Annotated in this window: 10 protein-coding genes; 8 read left to right on the top strand and 2 right to left on the bottom strand. The window is 43.2% G+C overall.

Going from position 1 to position 15,342, the window contains the following annotated elements:
• Positions 1–52 precede the first annotated feature (52 nt).
• Complete coding sequence (locus tag ACOOE0_RS15410; protein ID WP_420399800.1) at positions 53–547, bottom strand: hypothetical protein; 495 nt, start codon at positions 545–547, stop codon at positions 53–55.
• A gap of 87 nt (positions 548–634) precedes the next feature.
• Here ACOOE0_RS15410 and ACOOE0_RS15405 point away from each other — a divergent pair, with 87 nt between their 5' ends.
• On the top strand, positions 635–3,547 hold the full coding sequence (locus ACOOE0_RS15405) for an FAD-binding and (Fe-S)-binding domain-containing protein (RefSeq protein ID WP_420399799.1): 2,913 nt from the start codon (positions 635–637) through the stop codon (positions 3,545–3,547).
• On the opposite strand, the gene ACOOE0_RS15400 is transcribed toward ACOOE0_RS15405, so the two are convergent.
• A complete protein-coding gene (locus ACOOE0_RS15400) occupies positions 3,518–4,438 on the bottom strand; it encodes a UDP-2,3-diacylglucosamine diphosphatase (RefSeq protein WP_420399798.1) in 921 nt (306 codons plus the stop codon). The two genes, ACOOE0_RS15405 and ACOOE0_RS15400, sit on opposite strands and share 30 nt — an antisense overlap.
• Positions 4,439–4,633: 195 nt before the next feature.
• Here ACOOE0_RS15400 and aroC point away from each other — a divergent pair, with 195 nt between their 5' ends.
• From aroC to ACOOE0_RS15365, 7 genes are all read left to right on the top strand, one after another.
• Positions 4,634–5,698: a chorismate synthase gene (gene aroC / locus ACOOE0_RS15395; RefSeq protein WP_420399797.1), complete on the top strand. Its 1,065-nt coding sequence runs from the start codon at positions 4,634–4,636 to the stop codon at positions 5,696–5,698.
• A gap of 57 nt (positions 5,699–5,755) precedes the next feature.
• Positions 5,756–7,081, top strand: a complete 1,326-nt coding sequence (locus ACOOE0_RS15390; protein ID WP_420399796.1) for a dicarboxylate/amino acid:cation symporter — start codon at positions 5,756–5,758, stop codon at positions 7,079–7,081.
• A gap of 19 nt (positions 7,082–7,100) precedes the next feature.
• A complete protein-coding gene (gshB, locus tag ACOOE0_RS15385; RefSeq protein WP_420399795.1) occupies positions 7,101–8,132 on the top strand; it encodes a glutathione synthase in 1,032 nt (343 codons plus the stop codon).
• A complete protein-coding gene (locus tag ACOOE0_RS15380) occupies positions 8,125–8,952 on the top strand; it encodes an N-formylglutamate amidohydrolase (protein ID WP_420399794.1) in 828 nt (275 codons plus the stop codon). The genes gshB and ACOOE0_RS15380 overlap by 8 nt, the downstream gene beginning before the upstream one ends.
• Complete coding sequence (locus ACOOE0_RS15375) at positions 8,949–10,121, top strand: flavohemoglobin expression-modulating QEGLA motif protein (RefSeq protein ID WP_420399793.1); 1,173 nt, start codon at positions 8,949–8,951, stop codon at positions 10,119–10,121. The genes ACOOE0_RS15380 and ACOOE0_RS15375 overlap by 4 nt, the downstream gene beginning before the upstream one ends.
• Positions 10,122–10,350: 229 nt before the next feature.
• Positions 10,351–13,932: a DUF1592 domain-containing protein gene (locus ACOOE0_RS15370; RefSeq protein WP_420399792.1), complete on the top strand. Its 3,582-nt coding sequence runs from the start codon at positions 10,351–10,353 to the stop codon at positions 13,930–13,932.
• A 10-nt stretch (positions 13,933–13,942) separates the two neighbouring features.
• On the top strand, positions 13,943–15,295 hold the full coding sequence (locus tag ACOOE0_RS15365; RefSeq protein ID WP_420399791.1) for a DUF1552 domain-containing protein: 1,353 nt from the start codon (positions 13,943–13,945) through the stop codon (positions 15,293–15,295).
• The last annotated feature ends 47 nt before the right edge of the window (positions 15,296–15,342 follow it).

The raw sequence follows: 15,342 nt of genomic DNA, 5'->3' as shown, positions 1-15,342 counted from the left end.
GACCCTTAACTTTAAATGAAAGCTAAAGGCCTGTTTATCCAAGAAAGATTGATTAGAACTGATAGCGTATACCCAGCGCTATGTCAAAATCAAAATCATTGTCGAAACCATCGTAGCCAATAAGGCCAATTTCAGGTCTAAAATCCAAGGAAAGTAAGAGCGGGATGTCAAAATTGTATTCTATTCCGATATCTCCAGCGGCAAAAACAAAAAGTCCATCATTGTCATCACCTCCGGGAACGGCATCAAAATCAACACTGCCCAATCCGCCACCAACGCCATAGTACCAGTTAAAATTTCCATCCAATTGGTGCACCCATTGGTAAACTCCTGATAATTTAAAGGCATCAAAAGCTCGGCTGTCTCTCCAACCCAGGTTAAATTCAGCTCTGTTATATCTACCTATTGATTTTTGATACGAAATTTCCGCTCCAAATCCATCGCTGTCACCCAAACGCAATCCTAGGGCATGTTCAGAGATGTCTTGTGCACTGACCATGGTCGTTGCAAACGCAAAAAGTCCGATAAATAATGTGGTAATCCTCATAAGTTTCTCGTTTAGTTAAAAATTAAAGATAGTTTTGTACTTCTTTTTGACATTAAAACTGAGTAGGAGACCAAAAATTGTTCCAGATTGGAAAAATCTTTATTCACAACCCTGGCCGAACAACTGGAAGGGGAACTTCAAATTGATGGTTTAAGCAGGGCACTTTATGCCACCGACGCATCTGTTTATAGGAAATTACCTTTGGCTGTAGCCTACCCAAAAACCATCGAAGATATCCAGGTTTTAATTGCCTTTGCCAACGATCACAAGGTGGGTTTGATTCCCAGGACTGCCGGCACCTCTCTTGCGGGTCAATGTGTTGGGGACGGAATCGTTGTGGATGTTTCCAAGTATTTTACCCAAATTGTTCATCTTGACCAGGATAAAAAACAAGTCAGGGTACAGCCTGGGGTGGTTAGGGACGAACTAAATCTCTATTTAAAACCATTCGGACTTTTTTTTGGCCCAAACACCTCCACATCCAACCGCTGTATGATCGGGGGTATGGTAGGGAACAATTCTTCAGGGACTACTTCCATCCAATACGGAGTAACCCGGGATAAAGTTGTTGCCATGCAATGTTTGTTGGCTGATGGGAGTGAGGTTTCGGTTGCATCCTTGGGTAAGGACGAATTCCTCCAAAAGAAACAGGAACAATCCAAAGAAGGTGAAATTTATGCATTCTTGGATACCGAGCTCGGAAATATTGAAAACCAGGAGCGTATCAGAAACGAGTTTCCTCACCCCAGTATCCATAGAAGAAACACGGGATATGCCGTGGATGAACTTTTGAATAACAATCTATTTGGATCTGATTCCGAGGATTTTAATTTGAGCAAACTGCTCTCCGGAAGTGAAGGGACATTGGCCCTCACCACAGAAGTGACTTTGCAATTGGATGATCTACCACCACCTTTTGCGGCGATGGTAGCCACGCATTACCATACCTTGGAAGACTGCTTGGCCGATGTTGCCCCAGTGATGCAGCATAGCCTGCATCTTTGCGAGATGATGGACAAGGTAATCTTGGATTGTACCAAAAATAATAGGGCACAATTGGCCAACCGTTTTTTTGTGGACGGCGATCCAGCTGGAATTTTAATGCTGGAGGTCAAAGCAAACTCTGAAAAAGAATTGCAACAGCAATTGGATTCACTGTTACAAACCATAGAAGAATCGGGTTTAAGCTATGCCAGTCCTGTTCTTAAAGGAGATGATATTGCCAAGGCCATTGAATTGAGAAAAGCAGGATTGGGCTTGTTGGGTAACATGGTTGGGGACAGAAAGGCTGTTGCCTGTATTGAAGACACTGCGGTGGCTTTGGACGATTTAAAAGACTTTATTGGGGAGTTTACGGATATCATGAAGGGTTATGGGCAAGAGGCTGTGTATTACGCTCATGCAGGAGCAGGGGAACTGCACCTTAGACCCATATTGAACCTGAAGAAATCAGAGGACGTCAAATTGTTCCGTTCCATTACAACGGACGTGGCTCATCTGACTAAGAAATATAAGGGAAGCTTTAGTGGGGAACATGGAGATGGGATTGTGAGAGCCGAGTTTATTCCCATGATGATCGGTGATGAAAATTATGAATTGCTGAAAAGATTAAAATCCACCTTTGACCCCAACAACATTTTCAATCCTGGGAAGATCGTGGATGCATTCCCCATGGATGAATCCCTTCGGTATGAAGTAAATAGAGACGAACCAGAGGTGCATACACTTATGGATTTTTCGGATAGCGAAGGGATATTGAAAGCAGCTGAAAAATGCAACGGAAGTGGGGATTGTAGGAAGAGTCACAACATGAAGGGTGGCATGTGCCCCAGTTACCACGCTACCAAAAACGAAAAGGATACAACAAGGGGGAGGGCCAATACCCTAAGGGAATTTTTGACCCATTCCGACAAACCCAACCGTTTTGACCATCAGGAGCTGAAAGAAGTATTCGATTTGTGTTTGAGTTGCAAGGCTTGTGCAAGTGAATGTCCCAGTAATGTGGATGTAGCGGCATTAAAGGCCGAGTTCTTATATCAATACCAGGAGAATAACGGGTATTCCTTCCGGAGCAAACTCTTTGCATATAACACCAAATTAACAGCTTTAGGCAGCACTTTTCCTGGCCTCACCAATGCAGTCTATAAATCCAAAATATTGGGAGGATTGTTAAAATCGGTAACTGGAGTGGCCAAGGAGCGTAGTTTCCCGCCCGTGCATAAAGTCAATTTTAATGGCCATCTCAATAAACTCAGGGAAGCTCAGGACAAGAAGGGGAAAAAGGTGGTGCTGTACTTGGATGAGTTTACCAGATACTTGGATGTTGAGGTAGGGCAGGACGCCATCGAGTTATTGTGCAAATTGGGTTACGATGTCCAACTGCATTATGCAGAAAGCGGCAGAACCTATTTGTCAAAAGGTTTTCTAAAGCAAGCAAAAAAACTGGCTGCCAAGAACCTGGAGGAATTGGAACCTATAGTTGAGAAGAACATTCCCATTGTAGGCCTAGAGCCCTCGGCCATTTTATCGTTCAGGGATGAGTACAAACGCCTGAGCCCTCGTAAAGAGCTTCTGGAAAAATTGGCATCCCATTCTTTTTTAATTGAGGAATTCTTGGCCTCGGAGATTGAAAATGGGGTTGTTACCGCGGAAAGTTTCACCGAGGAAAAAAAACAGGTCAAAATTCATAGTCACTGTCACCAAAAAGCGCTTTCCAATCAGAAAGTGACATTTGATATCCTGAATCTCCCCAAAAACTATGAGGTTACCATAATTCCCTCGGGTTGCTGTGGAATGGCAGGTTCTTTTGGGTATGAGAAAGAACACTACAAGACCAGTATGCAGGTGGGGGAGTTAAAGTTGTTTCCCTCAGTTCGAAAAAGCGGGAAAGAGACCCTAATAGCAGCCAATGGTACCAGTTGCAGACATCAAATAAAGGATGGAACGGACAGGGATGCGGAACATCCAGTTTCAATCCTGCGTAAAGCTTTGATCGTCTAAATCCCTGGCTTTTTCGGGAACGTCCGCAATTTCAGGATCACCGTCCAGTTCTGAAATCTCAGCATCCACATTCTGATCGGTGATGGAGGCAATCAGTTCATTCATGTCCATATCCTTCAAATCTTCATCTACAAAGAAAGGAGAAAGACGGTCATGGTTATAATGGTAAATCCGCCATCTTTTAAAGGAGTATTCAAGCGCGGTCAGATTTTCCACCCAATCCCCTGAATTGAGATAGACACAACTGCCGTATTTGTTTTCGTAACGTTCTTTTTTAGGTTGATGGATGTGTCCACAAATTACATAGTCGTAATGATTCTCAATGGCCAGGTCTGCCGCGGTACGCTCAAAATTGTTGATGTATTTTACTGCACTTTTTACTCCATTCTTGATACGTTTGGACAGGGAATACTTTTCTCGACCCATTTTAGTCAGACACCAATTGACAAAACTATTGATCAATATCAGCAAGTCGTAACCGTAGCCACCCAATTTGGCCAGCCATTTGGCATTTTGGATGGACATATCGAAGACATCACCGTGGAAAATCCAAGCTTTTTTTCCGTCCAGATTCAGCACCAGCTTGTTCATGATTTTAAAATTTCCCATTGAAGTATCACTGAACTTACGGAGCATTTCATCGTGATTTCCAGTAATATAGTAAACTTCCACACCCTTGGACGCCATGCCAATGAGCTTTTTAAGGACTTTTAAATGTGAGGCTGGAAAGTAGCGCTTGCTAAACTGCCAAATATCTATGATGTCCCCGTTTAAGACCAGCTTTTTGGGTTGAATACTATTGAGGTATGCTATAAGTTCATCGGCGTGGCATCCATAAGTGCCCAGATGCACATCCGAGATTACTGCGAGTTCGATTTTCCTTTTTTTCAATACAGTGGAGGTTTAGTTGCAAAATAAGTTTGTGGGAATAAACTGAAAATCAATTCTAAATCAAGAATTTATGAGTATTTCGTTAAGAAAACATGAATTTGAATCCCCATCTGTTACATATAGGTTAACTGGCTAAGCTGTTTTTGATTAAGCGGAATAACAGCTACCTTTGAAGCTTTTAGATTTTTAGGATAGATGGCAGGTAATAGCTTTGGACAACTCTTTAGACTTACAACTTTTGGTGAATCACACGGCAAGGCACTTGGTGGGGTAATTGATGGCTGTCCGGCTGGGATTAGCTTGGATATGGAACAAATCCAAAGTGAACTTGACCGCAGAAAACCAGGCCAATCGGCCATTGTTACCCAACGCAAAGAGCCGGATACCGTTGAGTTTTATTCTGGGATTTTCGAAGGAAAGACCACGGGAACTCCCATAGGTTTTGCCATCCACAACACCAACCAAAAATCCAAGGACTATTCCCATATCAAGGATTCCTATAGACCATCCCATGCCGATTACGTATATGATAAAAAATATGGCTTCCGTGATTATAGGGGTGGCGGCAGGAGCTCTGCTAGGGAGACGGCAAGTAGGGTAGTGGCCGGTGCCATTGCCAAGCAGCTTTTAAATGGGGTCAAGATAAACGCCTATGTTTCCCAAGTGGGCGAAATGAAATTGGAAAAGGATTACAAAGCATTGGATTTGTCCAAAATCGACTCCAATCCAGTACGCTGTCCAGACATGGAAATGGCGCAAAAGATGGAGGATTATATCAAAACCATCAAAAAAGAGGGAGATACCATTGGTGGGGTAGTGAGCTGCGTCATCCAAAATGTACCTATTGGTTTGGGAGAACCAGTGTTTGATAAGTTACATGCCACATTGGGAGCCGCGATGCTGTCCATCAATGCCGTCAAGGGTTTTGAATACGGTAGTGGTTTTGAAGGCGTACAAATGAAAGGAAGCCAACACAACGATGCTTTCAACTCCGATGGAACCACAACAACCAATCGAAGCGGAGGTGTCCAAGGTGGCATAAGCAACGGAATGGATATTTACTTCAATGTTGCATTCAAGCCAGTAGCAACGGTGCTCCAAGCGTATGAGACCATAAACAAAGAAGGGGAAAAAGTCACTACCCAAGGTAAAGGGAGACACGACCCTTGTGTTGTTCCTCGTGCGGTACCCATAGTCGAAGCCATGGCCGCTTTGGTTTTGGCCGATTACATGCTTTTGGCCCGCTCCAACAAAATCTAATTTTGAGGTTAGGGCAATTCCAGCCAAAATAGTATCTTACTTTCCTAAAACATACGTATGCGTAAATTAGAACTGCATTGGCAGATCCTTATTGGAATGCTTTTAGGAATTGTATTTGGATTTGTCATGACCGGGTTGGATTGGGGCAAGGACTTTGTTACCGATTGGATTCAACCGTTGGGAACCATCTTCGTAAAATTGCTCAAACTCATTGCAATCCCCCTCATAATTGCGTCTTTGGTAAAAGGGATTTCAGACCTGAAAGACATCTCAAAATTTAGGAATATTGGCTTACGAACAATCGGCATATACATTATGACCACAGTTGTGGCAATTACCATTGGGCTATTGCTGGTCAATGTGCTGCAACCAGGCAATGGTATATCGGACGAAACAGTAGCCAAACTCACGGAAACCTACGCAAGCGATGCAGGAGTGACCTCCAAAATTGAAGAAGCAACCAGACAAAAGGATAGCGGACCATTGCAGTTTTTGGTGGATATGGTACCTGACAATGCGCTAAAGGCCATGAGTGAAAATGGCTTGATGCTTCAGGTTATCTTTTTTACCATCTTTTTGGGTATTTCCATGCTACTGATAGGGGAACAAAGAGCCAAACCGCTGAAGGACTTTTTTGATTCCCTGAACGATGTCGTATTAAAAATGGTGGATTTGATTATGCTAACGGCACCGTATGCTGTTTTTGCGCTACTTGCAGGTGTGGTGGTTTCCTCAAGTGACCCAGATTTGTTGCTGGCTCTTCTAAAATATGCCGGTGTTGTTGTTGGAGGATTGATCCTAATGGTAGTTTTCTACACTGCTGTTGTATCCGCTTTCACTAAAAAGAATCCCTTTTGGTTTCTAAAGGAAATCAGTCCAGCCCAATTGTTGGCCTTTTCCACGAGTTCCAGTGCTGCGACCTTACCCGTAACTATGGAAAGAGTTGAAGAGCATATTGGAGTGGACAAGGAAGTATCCAGTTTTGTGCTCCCGGTCGGGGCCACTATAAATATGGACGGAACTAGTTTGTATCAAGGTGTAGCGGCGGTTTTTATCTCGCAAGCTTTAGGTTTTGATTTAACGTTTGCGGATCAATTGACCATTGTGCTTACCGCCTTGTTGGCTTCCATTGGTTCAGCTGCAGTTCCTGGCGCAGGCATGGTGATGCTGGTTATCGTATTGGAATCGATAGGGTTCCCTGCTGATAAACTGGCTATTGGTTTGGCCTTGATTTTTGCGGTGGATAGACCTTTGGATATGTGCCGTACCGTAGTCAATGTCACTGGAGATGCAACTGTATCCATGGTAGTGGCCAAATCCGTTGGAAAATTGGGCAAACCCAATGTAAAGGAATGGGATGACCACTTGGATGAAGTAAGATAAACCATCAAAATAAGGTGCTATGAATATCTGTTTTTTAATGTACCCTTGGGATGAGATAGATCCGGAAAACGATACCAGTTTGGCCCTCATTCATGAATGTGTAAAGCGCAAGCATGGGGTGGCCCTTTGTACGCCTGCCAACCTCACCATTCGGAACAGCGTAACCAGTGCGTTTTGCACGGTCATAAACCGGATGGATAAGGTTTCCAGCAACTTAAAAACATTTTACAGACAGGCCTCTATCAGAGAGGAAATGCTTCCATTGGCAGGATTTGATGTGATTTTTATGCGCGCAAATCCACCTCTTGATCCTTTAATGTTGAACTTTTTGGATTCGGTAAAGGATGATGTATTCATCATGAATTCGCTTCAAGGCCTTCGCGAAGCCAACAACAAACTATACACCGCAGCCTTTGGTGATAGCCATAGCAACATTATACCCGCTACCCACGTCTCCAAGAACAAACGGTATTTGGTACAACAGATTAAAGAATCACCAGCGGACAAGATGATCTTGAAGCCGTTGAATGGTTTTGGTGGATCGGGTGTCATTTTGATTGAAAAATCGGCTATGTCGAATATCAAATCCCTGTTGGATTTCTATGTGACCAACTCCGATGGTACGTCCAACTATGTGATTCTTCAAGAATACATAGAAGGGGCGGATCAAGGAGATGTCAGAGTCTTGATTTTGAATGGGGAACCTATAGGTGCTATGCGGCGCATTCCGGGTTCGGATGACCACCGTTCCAATGTTTCTGCAGGAGGCTCCGTCTCCAAACATACACTGACCAAACAAGAAAAAGCCTTGTGCAAGCAGATTGGCCCAAAACTGGTCAATGATGGACTTTATTTTGTCGGCATTGATGTCATCGGCGGCAAATTGGTGGAAGTCAATGTGATGTCCCCTGGAGGCATTACCTATATGAACAAGGTGTACAAAACCAAGATACAGTGCAAGGTCATTGATTTTGTGGAAAGCAAGGTTTTGGATAAGCTCCAAGCTTTTGACAGAAGGTCAAGACTACGAAGCGAGGTGGAAAATGCATAAGCGGACCGTTGATGATATTATACTTTTAATTGAGGGTGGAGCATGTTTTGAAGCTGTAGCCCAAGATTATTCCTTTACCATAAAAATCGACAGATACGTTCCCTTTGTTTGCGGGGCTGTTCATGACGGACATCAATTCAGACAATCACTTTGGGATAATTGCCTGCATACCGAATATGAACGATGGTACGAAGAGGACCCATGCACCCGAGAAATGGTGCAAACTTTTCCCATTCTAATTACTGGATGTGATAGTCGGTTTGAATACGACCTAAACCGTCCTCCGGAAACCGCAATTTTTGATACGGCCTGGGGCAAACAGTTATGGAAAAGGGAACTACCCAAGGAGGAAAAAGAGAAAAGTCTTGCCAAACACCGCAATTTCTATCGAGTTGTTCATGCGTTGATAGATAAGCTGGAGAAGGAGTTTCGGGATGTTGTGGTTTTTGATATGCACAGCTACAACTGGAAACGTTGGGACAGGAAAGTGCCTGTTTGGAATTTGGGGACTTCCAATATTGATATGGAAAGATATGGCTCCCTTGTTGAAAGTTGGAGATTCAAATTGGAATCCATGCATTTGCCCAATGGCATTCAAACTACCGCCAAAATCAACGATACCTTCTACGGAAATGGGCATTTTTTAAAATATATCACCCAAAACTTCGAAAATACCTTAGTTTTGGCGACCGAAATCTCCAAAATCTATTGTGATGAACTCACGGGAGTTATTTTTCCCGAAGTGGTGAAATCGGTAGAAGATCAGCTGAAGGTTTTAATACCGGAACTGGTCAAAGAATTTGAAAAAGCCTCTGCATGATTGGGACTCAGGAAATAAAGCGACTGGAAAAAGAGTACAGCAATCTTTTTGAAATTGATGCGAACCTTGATCGTTTGGTACGAAGGATTGAGCTTTTGAGCTATATCAATCCTTTGAACATTGAAAAGGAGAAACAACGCTTTTTTGCTTCCAAGTTTACATCCAACCCAAATTTCAAGTATCCCAAATTAAAGTTTGACCCCTATAAATTGCATCGTTTGTTCTTTTCACAGCGATTGGAGCGAATCAAGGATGAGCGGATCAGACAATTGTACCAGGAAGTGATTTATCACTATTCCAATATGATCCAATGCATTGAGACCATTGGGAAAAGCAAAAAATTCTATTATAATTCCCTCCGGGTTTACGGAACTCCAACTGAGCGGGATGTTCAGAATGCAAGGTATATACTGCACTACGAAGATGAACCAAGCTCTTCCGATATAGAGAAAGTGTATACCGCTGAGGAGGCAAGGGCGTATTTTGAAGAGTTTTCACACCAATATAGTTTCCCACTAAACATTAAATTTTCTACCCATATAGCCGCAGAGGCTATGGTGAGCAACAGTTCCCAATCCCTTTTGATTCGAAAAAACATCAAGTTCAGTAAAAATCAATTGCTTACATTATCTAACCATGAGATTGGGGTGCATTTGGTCACCACCTTTAATGGACTGTTGCAGCCTTTAAAGATTTTTTCCAATGGTCTTCCCAAAAATGTAGAGACCCAAGAGGGCTTGGCAGTGTTCAGTGAATATATGGGCGGGGCGCTGACCTTAAAGCGACTGAAGGAATTGTCATACAGGGTTTTGGCGGCGGATAGTTTGATTAAGGGCTATTCATTTGCGGATACTTTCGATTTAATTCATGGGCAATACAAACTTAACAGGGACGAAGCTTTTGGCATTACCTTGCGGGCACATAGGGGTGGAGGTTTCACCAAAGATCGTTTGTATTTGAGTGGGCTACGGAAAATATACAAACGATATCAAAAGGAAGAGAGCTTGGATATTTTGCTTTCCGGAAAGGTAGCTTTGGAAGATGAGGATATGATCAGATATCTAAGGACTTTGGGGTTGGCCCAACCCATTTCGCACAAAAGCATATCCTTTCAGCAAAAACTGAATACCAATCCCACTTTGGATTTTATTTTGAATAATTTGAAATAACTTGGGAAAGGCTCCATGCAACTCCAAACGACTTCTGCAATTGGGTCATTAACCGTATTTTTTTGTTAAAACTTTGGCTATTTATCAGAATAGTGCAATTAAAGTATTGAAAAAAGCAAATTTTTAGGAGAATCCTAGGGCTTTGATGAATTAGATTTGTCTACAAGTTGCATCCTTTGGATGTCAAAGGATTAAAAATTTTTGGTCAAACCTCTAAGCTAGCTACTACATGAAAGACAATAATTTGGTCTTTAAGGCTGTATTATTATCTGTAATTCTTATCGCAATACCATTGTTACCCTTCCAGGGTGATACCCATTGGCTTTTGGACTTTTTTGGAAAATTCCACCCATTGATTGTGCATTTGCCCATTGGGGCCTTATTGTGTCTTTTTATCCTTGAAATTATTGTTCCCAAATCCCATATGGGTCCCATTCGTGGAGTGGTGCTGAAGTTCATTGTCATAACAGCAATACCTGCTGTGTTGGCCGGAACCTTGCTGGCAGGCTCAGGAAGTTATGGTAGTGATGTTTTCACACTTCACAAATGGTTTGGGGTGGCAACTGCGGTGTTAAGCATTTGGCTGTATGCGCTACACAAAAGAAATTTACCCAACAAAATAGGTAAGTTTTCCATATACCAATGGTCCCTGTTTGTAAATGTAGTGTTGCTTAGTATTGCAGGCCATTTTGGAGGTTCCCTGACACACGGCTCAGATTATTTGACCAAAAGTCTTCCACAAGAAGTACGTACTTTTTTTGGTGATGACCCATATGCCCTAAAAGGCTTGGTGGCCATGAATAATTCTAAGGTGGACAAAACACTTAGTACCTACGATTTTGGACAGGACCTCCGCCCGGTAATTGAAAAGTACTGCGTCCAGTGCCATGGCCCTGAAGAACAAAAAGCGGGTTTGCGGTTGGACAGTATCAATCCAGATTTAATTAAAGGACCCGATGCTGCTACATGGCGTGGAATGCTGGATATGATCAATAGCGGTGAGATGCCCCCAGAGGATGAGGAGCAACTTACGGATGAAGAACGGCGGATGTTGGTGGATTGGATTACCGCTTCGGTACAGAATGCGATAAAGATTAAAAAATCAAGTCAGGCGGCTGTAATACGCAGGTTGACCAAAAAACAATATACCAATTCACTTAACGAGTTATTGAATGTATCGGTGGATTTTGGGGATGTGTTGCCCGATGATGAGAAATCCGAGATGGGTTTCAGTAATAATGGGCAAGAACTGCAAACGTCAGCCCTTCATATCGAATACTACAAACAAATTGCAAGGGAAGCCCTGGACAAAGCCATTGTTTCAACTGAAAAACCAGCCTCTACCTACTATCGGATTAAGTTCGGAAAAGGTATAGGCGAAGAATTGCCAGCGGCAATGATAGGAGGATACCAAAGTGCACCCATCAATTCAGACGATTTTATAGTGGACATCTTGGATGGAGACGGCTTGCCCATTCAGCCCAAAGACAGTCTTGAGGAAGCGTACTTTACAGAAGTCAAAAAGAACGTTGGGGTAGGGATGAGAGGTTCCCATGCGGATCGCTACGAAGTAGTGGAGGATGGTGTGATACTCTATTCTGCCTTACCGCATAAAGAAGTAAGTCCAAAATCATGGCAGGGTCCTTCACCCAATTTGAAGCTTTTGGTCAAAGATTATTTTCCCATGGACGGGGATTTTGAATTCCGGGTGAAAGCCTCCAAAGGGTATCAGGAACATGTTAAGAAAGAAGGTTTGATTAGTCTCCGCACACCTGTTCCAGCAGAACCTATGGCGAGTACCATAACCTTGGGTGACAGAGCATTTAAGGATAAGAGAAACCTGATCAAAAAGGGAAAATATTTGGTCTCAGAGGATTTGACCAACTATAGTTTTGCCAGAACCACTTTTATCGCTCCAAAGACGGGCTATTACCAAATTGACTTTACCCACCCCTATGCTGCTCAAGATGGAATGCCTTCCATAGGGCTTAGATTAGATCAGTTCCGTTTACAGGAACGACTGCATTTGGTAGAACCCGAAGAAGGTGGAATGGACATGGTAACCCCATTGACTTTGGCATATCTGGAAGAAGGAAAACACAACTTGGAGCTAGGGGGACGATTTTTTGTAGGTTTTGGAAAGCTAATCATCACCCCATTTCCAGACGACCATCCCGTGTCCCTTCAATTGGATAGCGAAGAAGAGGAAAGCAAGCGGAAATATGATTTAGCGGCACCAATAATGCGGGTTTTTGCAGGAACACGTACCGATGATGGCATTGACTATAAGAACTTTGATGATTTCAGAAACGTTATTAACTCGGACCAACCAAGACAATATATTTTTAAGGGCAGATTGGAAGATCTTCCTATTCCGGTGATTGATACTTTGGAAACCGAAATTTTGGCCAATATCATGGGGATGGGGGTTTGGAACGATTACCTGGTTAAGGACAATCGTGATTCGGGGCCACCGCTTTTAGTTCACGAAATTGAGTTTGAAGCCCCCTACCATCCGGTTTGGCCTCCAAAAAGTCATACAGACATATTTTTTGATTCCCCTGATGTAGCCGATAAGGAGAAGTATACCTCGCAAGTACTCTCCAGTTTTATGGAGAAGGCTTTCAGAAGACCCTTGGAAAAGGGAGAAGTGGAAACATATATGGAATTTTGGAGAGCAATCAAGGAAGACTATGATCGCTATGAAGATGGAGTCAAGGAGGTGTTGGTTGCCATACTCTGTTCCCCCAACTTCATCTATTTGGCGGAACCTGAAAAAGGGACTTCCGATGATGAGCGCGAATTCTTCCTGGCTTCCCGTTTATCCTATTTCCTTTGGGATTCGCCACCAGACCAAGAATTACTGGCACTGGCGGATAGGGGCAAACTCCACAAAAAGAAAGAACTAAAAAAGCAGGTGCAACGGATGTTGCAAGACGATAAGATTTGGGAAATGGTGCGCAATTTTTCCAAAGAATGGCTGCGACTGGATCGTCATGAGACCATGAGCACCAATGTGAACGAATATGAGGCTTTTAGCCGATTTGTAAAACGGGATATGTCCGAGGAAACCTATCATTTTGTACATCATGTGCTCAATTGCAACATGTACATTGGCAACCTGATAGAATCCGACTTTGCCATGTTGAACCAGAATTTGGCCGAGTTTTATGGGATAGAAGGTGTAAAGGGAAACCATTTTAGACCGGTCAGTTTACCTCCTGATTCCAAAAGAGGTGGATTGCTTTCCCAAGGTTCTTTTTTAAGCGGACATTCAGATGGAACCCAAGCGCACCCTATTAAAAGGGCAGTATGGCTTCGCTCTCGAATTTTAGGGGATAGGCCACCAGACCCACCGCCAAATGTACCGGAACTAGATCCGGAAACTCCTGGATTTGAAAAAATGACCTTAAAAGAGCAGTTGTTCCTTCATCGAAACAAGGTGTCCTGTATGGATTGTCATCAAAAGATTGATCCCTTTGGAATTGTATTCGAAAACTACAATGCGGTAGGACTTTTTCAGACGGTTTCCAACAACGGAAATCCCATAGATGTAAAAACCGAACTACCTGATGGTAAGGTAGTTGATGGAATTGACGAAATAAAAGCGTATATTTTAAATGAGAAAATAGACGACTTTACACGATCCTTGGTCAAACATTTATTCTCCTATGCGGTAGGACGTGATGTGACCTTTGTGGACGAACCGGAAATTGAATCGATTGTGAGCGCTGTGCGTGAAGACGGGTATCGTTTCCAATCGGTATTTGAACATATTATTACAAGTAAATCGTTTATTGGTGATTTTTAAAGACTAGATTATGGCTCGAAAATCTTGGCATTTAGATCGAAGAACATTTCTCAAAGGATTGGGTGTTAGCTGCATGATTCCCTACATGGAAGCCATGGGAATGGGTAGCATGATGAAAACTACCAACACCAGCAGTGAAGCCATGAAGAGGCTTTGCTTTGTGTATTTTCCCAATGGTGTGGGACTGCCTCCCGTGGAGAGTTCCTATCATAAGAAATGGAGCTGGTTCCCCATGGGAGAAGGAAAGGATTATGAGTTTACACAATCGCTTATGCCTTTGGCGGGTCACCGCGAAAACATGTCCATCCTTGGTGAATTGAGCCATCCACGAAGTAGAGCTTTGCTCGGGCATTTGGCTGGAGACACTTGGTTAACTGGAGGTGATGTGCGGGGAAGCGAATACATGAACAGTATTTCTGTGGATCAATTGGTGGCGCAGAAATTTAGCAAGCATACACGATATCCTTATTTGGCCCTTTCCACGGATGGTGGAATTGGTTACAAGTCAAGGGTTTCTACTTTATCATTTGATCTGTCAGGAAAACCTATCCCTTCAGAGCATCGTCACCGCGAAATCTTTGAGCGTTATTTTGCCCCTGGGGGTGGTGCAACAACCCAAGCGCGAAGAAAGAGTATTCAGCAAGACAAGAAAATTGTTGACCTGATTTTAGAGGACAGCAAGCGATTGCATCGACGGCTTGGAAAGCATGATCAGACCAAAATGGATGAATATATGCATTCCTTGAGCACGGTTGAAGAGCAAGTGAAGCGAAATGAACAGTGGCTGGATATCCCTATGAAGGATTTCGATGCCGGTCATATCAACTTTAACGCCGATGTTAAAGTTGATCCCGAAGCCTATATCAAGACCACCTTTGATCTCATGGTTTTGGGGATGGAAGTGGATTTGACTCGGGTAATGACCTATATGATGGCTCGGGAAGATGGCCTTGGATTGGGAGAAAACTTCCCAAAACTGGCATTGGGCCTTAGCAAAGGACACCATACCATTAGCCACGACCTGACTACGGGGCATTGGGAAGAGTGGGGTCGCTACGATCAGTGGTTATCCAAACAGTTTGCCTACTTCCTAGATCGAATGAAAAACACCCATGATGAGCATGGTTCCCTATTGGATAACACCATGATTCTCTATGGAAGTGCTTGCAGTACGACACACAATGCCGTAAATTACCCCTTGATCTTAGCTGGAGGAGCCAATATGGGCTTAAAGCACGGGTCATACGAGAAGTTTGGGGAGGAACCCATGTCCAATCTCTTTGTAAGTATGTTAAATACCTTGGGCATCGAATCTGAAAGTTTCTCGGATAGTACGGGAGAGCTCCATTCCAGTATTTGGTAAGGCTAACATTTAACCATTCGTACGAATTAGTGAATTCGTGTCAAACT

The sequence above is a fragment of the Flagellimonas sp. genome (assembly GCF_965215805.1).
GTDB lineage: Bacteria > Bacteroidota > Bacteroidia > Flavobacteriales > Flavobacteriaceae > Flagellimonas.
This window is presented reverse-complemented; position numbering and strand designations above follow the sequence as displayed.

What these genes read in the sequence shown, in the direction of transcription:
- ACOOE0_RS15410 (WP_420399800.1), bottom strand. Translation starts at nt 547, where the DNA reads ATGAGGATTACCACATTATTTATCGGACTTTTTGCGTTTGCAACGACC.
- aroC (WP_420399797.1), top strand. Translation starts at nt 4,634, where the DNA reads ATGGCAGGTAATAGCTTTGGACAACTCTTTAGACTTACAACTTTTGGT.
- ACOOE0_RS15390 (WP_420399796.1), top strand. Translation starts at nt 5,756, where the DNA reads ATGCGTAAATTAGAACTGCATTGGCAGATCCTTATTGGAATGCTTTTA.
- gshB (WP_420399795.1), top strand. Translation starts at nt 7,101, where the DNA reads ATGAATATCTGTTTTTTAATGTACCCTTGGGATGAGATAGATCCGGAA.
- ACOOE0_RS15380 (WP_420399794.1), top strand. Translation starts at nt 8,125, where the DNA reads ATGCATAAGCGGACCGTTGATGATATTATACTTTTAATTGAGGGTGGA.
- ACOOE0_RS15375 (WP_420399793.1), top strand. Translation starts at nt 8,949, where the DNA reads ATGATTGGGACTCAGGAAATAAAGCGACTGGAAAAAGAGTACAGCAAT.
- ACOOE0_RS15370 (WP_420399792.1), top strand. Translation starts at nt 10,351, where the DNA reads ATGAAAGACAATAATTTGGTCTTTAAGGCTGTATTATTATCTGTAATT.
- ACOOE0_RS15365 (WP_420399791.1), top strand. Translation starts at nt 13,943, where the DNA reads ATGGCTCGAAAATCTTGGCATTTAGATCGAAGAACATTTCTCAAAGGA.